Consider the following 3873-nt stretch of genomic DNA (forward strand, 5'->3'; position numbering starts at 1 on the left):
CGAGATGCAGCGGGTCGCCACCCGCTGGTACCGGCAGCGCCGGCCCCAGGCGCAGGACGTCATGCCCCAGACATCCAGGCAGTGGTGACAGCGGGCAACCAGCCCGACGGCGGCCCCGCTACACCCCGCAAGCGCTCGCTCAACGCAACAGAAACGATCTCCGATCGGCGCTGATCCAGGCTCGCCAGGGGGAGAGTGGATCAAAAGTTCAGCGCCGGGACGGGCGACCCAAAAGCCCTTCTCGCCCGATTTTTTACACGGGGTGGATCACTCGCTAATTCCCCGGTTTGTCAAACCGGGTAAATAGTGACTTTCCGTGACGCAACGCTGCGTGACTGCCTGGGGGTGATCATGGCGACTGTCGTGGACGCGATCACTGCCGAGATCGAACAGCTCCGAGTGCGCGACCTGTCCCCCGGCCTTGCGCAACTTGCCGTCAGCCTGGCCGAGTCGGTCGACATGCCGGGCAGCCCGACAGCGAAGGCGAACGCCGCCCGCGAGCTGCGGGCCGTCATGGAGGACCTGCGGAAGCTCGCGCCCGTGCAAGCGGAGATGGACTGGGTCGACGAACTGGCCGTGAAGAAGGAGCAGAAGCGGGAGGACGGTCTTGTCCGTGCTCGCCGAGCCTGAGCTGCGGGGTGTGCAGACGCCCCGGCTGTTCACTGCCCCGCCCGTGTTCACGTCCTCGGTGGCCCAGGAAGCGGTGGAGCTGGCCGCGAGGGCGGGTCTGGAGCTGTTCCCGTGGCAGCAGCACGTCTTGGACGTCGGCATGCGGGAGCGGAAGGACGGCAAGTGGGCGGCCTTCGAGTGCTGCGTCAACGTCCCGAGGCAGAACGGCAAGGGCGGGATCATCGAGGCCCGCGAGCTGGCGGGCTTGTTCCTGCTGAAGGAACACCTGATCATCCACTCGGCGCACGAGTTCAAGACGAGCCGGGTTGCGTTCCAGCGGATTCAGTCCCTGATCCTCGGCACCCCTGACCTGCGGAAACGCGTCAAGCGGATCCTGAACAACACCACCGAGACGTCCATCACGCTCACCACCGGTCAGTCCCTGCAGTTCATCGCCCGGTCCGGTGGGTCCGGTCGAGGCTGGACCGGGGACTGCAACATCCTCGACGAGGCGATGGCGTTGGGTGACGACGCCATGGGCGCGCTCATGCCGACGATGTCCGCGATCGAGAACCCCCAACTCTGGTACCTCGGCAGCGCCGGGATCGGCCATCCGTCGGTACAGCTGGCCCGGCTGCGGCGCCGCGCGCTGGCCGCTCGTGAGGCCGGCGTTGCGGATCCGTCGCTGGCGTACTTCGAGTGGTCGGTAGACCCGCACCTGGACGAGTGCCGGCCCGGCTGCACCGAGCACGACGCCTCCGACGACCCGGCCGCCTGGGCGAAGGCGAACCCGTCGCTCGGCTACCTGATCAGCCCGGAGTTCGTCCGCAACGAGCGGGCCTCGCTCGGCACCGGCGGCATCTTCGAGCGTGAGCGCCTGGGCGTGGGTGACTACCCCAGCGACGAGGCGGACACCTGGCAGGTCATCGGCGAGGACGCCTGGCGGTCGCTGGCCGACCCGAAGTCCCGGCCGGACGGTCCGATTGCGATGGCGGTCGACGCAACCCCGGAGCGGTCCCATGCGGCGATCGCTGTGGCGGGGCCGTGGCGGGGCGGTACGCACGTCGAGGTCATCGAGCACCGGCCCGGCATGGGCTGGGTCGTGGAGCGCGCGAAGGAGCTGCACGAGCGGCACAAGCCGCGCTGCTGGGTGGTCGACGCGGGCGGCCCCGCGGGGTCGCTCATCGAGGACCTAGCCGACGAGCTCGGCGTCGAGGTGGTGCAGCCGAAGGCCCGGCAGATCGCGGACGCCACCGGCCAGTTCTATGACGCGGTCGTGGAGCAGGGCATCAGCCACCTCGACCAGGCGCCCCTCGCGGTCGCCCTGGCCGGCGCGCAGAAGCGGCCCCTCGGCGACGCCTGGGCGTGGGCCCGGCGTGGTGTCGGCGTCGACATCAGCCCGCTCGTGGCGGCGACCCTGGCGCGCTGGGGGCTTGGCGCGGAGGTCGAGGAGCCGGAAGGGGCGCCGAACCTGTGGTGAAGCTGCTGTACGTCCTGGAGATCCTGTTCGTCCTCGTCGGCCTCGCCGGCGTCGCCCTCGTCTACACGCCGGCTGCGCTCGTCCTGGGCGGTCTGCTGGGCGTCCTGGCGGTGGAGCGGGCAACGAGCACCGGCCGGAAGGGAGGTAGCTCGTGAGCCTCTTCGGCCTGTTCGGGCGCCGGTCCTTGGAGAATCCGGCCGTGCCGCTGACGGACGCCTCGCTGCTGGACTGGATGGGCGGCCAGCGGACCGACTCCGGGGTGCAGGTGTCGGAGGTGTCGAGCCTGCAGATGCCGGCCGTGTGGCGGTCGGTCGCGGTGATCGCGGGGGTGTCGGCGGCGCTGCCGCTGCACACCTACCGGACCGGGACGAAGGACCGGACCACGTCGGCGCTGCTGGAGAACCCGCATCCGGACCTGACGCCGTTGGAGCTGTGGCGGCTGGCGTTCGTGCACCGGGTGTTGTGGGGGAACGCGTACCTGCAGAAGCTGCGGGGCGGTGCGTCCGGACAGGTGCGGGAGTTGTGGCCGCTGTCGCCGGACCGGGTGCAGGTGGGCCGGGTGCGGCCGTCGGCGGACAATCCGGCGGGGAAACTGTTCAGCGTCACGGACGACTGGGGCGGCCAGCACGTGCTGACGTCGCGGGACGTCCTGCACATCCCCGGCCTGGGGTACGACGGGCTGACGGGCTGCTCGCCGGTGCGGGCGGCGGCGCAGGGCATCGGGCTGGCGCAGGCCGCCGAGGAGGGCGCGGCCAAGCTGTTCGGCTCCGGGAACATGGTGTCCGGTGTGCTGCAGACCGAGCAGCGGCTGACGCAGGAGCAGGCCACGGCGCTCAAGAGCAGGTGGCAGGCGAAGGTCTCGGGGATCCAGAACGCCCATGAGGTCGCCGTCCTCGACTCGGGGGCGTCGTTCAAGCCGGTGGCGATGCCGCTGAAGGACTCCCAGTTCCTGGAGTCCCGCGAGTTCCAGATCACCGAGATTGCCCGCATGTTCGGCGTGCCGCTGTTCCTGCTGATGGAGACCGCGAAGTCCACGTCGTGGGGCACGGGCCTGGAGCAGCAGGCGCAGGGCTGGGTGACGTTCGACCTCGGCCCGACGTGGCTGGCACCGACGGAGCAGCGGATCACGAAGGAACTGCTGCCGACCGGAGAGTACGCGCACTACGCGCTGCAGGGCCTGCTCCGCGGTGACTCCAGCGGCCGGGCGACGTACTACCGGGCGATGCGGGACACGGGCGTCATGTCCGCGAACGACATCCGGGCGCTGGAGGAGATGCCGCCGATCCCAGGCGACGAGGGCAACACCTACCTGCAGCCGACGTTCATGGCCCCTCTGGGCTCCAACCCTCTGGCCGAGAACGGCGGGGACGTTCCCGCTCGCGCGGCCGCTCTCATGGCCGAGGCGCGCCGCCTGATGGCCGACCACGCTGACCAGGAAGGGGGCGACGATGCCCACGAAGACGACCGGCGCCGCTGAGCAGCGCCGCCTTTCCCTGACCGAGGCCGGCCTCGCGCTGCGGGCCGCTGACGACGAGGGCGGCGAGCGGTTCGCCGGCTACGCGTCCGTGTTCAACTCGCGGACGGCGATCGGCAACCCGCTGCGGTGGGGGTTCTACGAGGAGATCGCCCCCGGGGCTTTCGCCAAGACCCTCACCGAGTCGGACGCCCGGATGCTGATCGACCACGACTCGTACTACGTGGTGTCCCGCTCGGCGGCCGGAACGCTGACGCTGTCGGAGGACGAGCGCGGCCTCGCGGTCGACTCGGCCCTCGACACGGAGCTG

5 protein-coding genes are annotated in these 3873 nt (G+C 70.4%); all 5 read left to right on the top strand.

Going from position 1 to position 3873, the window contains the following annotated elements; all coding sequences use genetic code 11:
• Positions 1 to 351 precede the first annotated feature (351 nt).
• Positions 352 to 630 (top strand): hypothetical protein, encoded by a 279-nt coding sequence (locus tag VIU94_RS35555; RefSeq protein WP_331918126.1) that lies wholly within the window; start codon positions 352 to 354, stop codon positions 628 to 630.
• Positions 614 to 2089: a terminase large subunit domain-containing protein gene (locus VIU94_RS35560; RefSeq protein WP_331918128.1), complete on the top strand. Its 1476-nt coding sequence runs from the start codon at positions 614 to 616 to the stop codon at positions 2087 to 2089. Before VIU94_RS35555 ends, VIU94_RS35560 begins: the two co-directional genes overlap by 17 nt.
• Positions 2083 to 2244 (top strand): hypothetical protein, encoded by a 162-nt coding sequence (locus VIU94_RS35565; protein WP_331918130.1) that lies wholly within the window; start codon positions 2083 to 2085, stop codon positions 2242 to 2244. The genes VIU94_RS35560 and VIU94_RS35565 overlap by 7 nt, the downstream gene beginning before the upstream one ends.
• Positions 2241 to 3566 carry a phage portal protein gene (locus tag VIU94_RS35570; protein WP_331918132.1) on the top strand — a complete coding sequence of 442 codons (1326 nt, stop codon included), beginning with the start codon at positions 2241 to 2243 and terminating at the stop codon, positions 3564 to 3566. The genes VIU94_RS35565 and VIU94_RS35570 overlap by 4 nt, the downstream gene beginning before the upstream one ends.
• Positions 3538 to 3873: HK97 family phage prohead protease (locus tag VIU94_RS35575; RefSeq protein WP_331918134.1), on the top strand; the 336-nt coding region annotated here is incomplete at its 3' end. The genes VIU94_RS35570 and VIU94_RS35575, both read left to right, overlap by 29 nt.

It is taken from the genome of Streptomyces sp. (genome assembly GCF_036566765.1).
Taxonomy (GTDB): domain Bacteria; phylum Actinomycetota; class Actinomycetes; order Streptomycetales; family Streptomycetaceae; genus Streptomyces.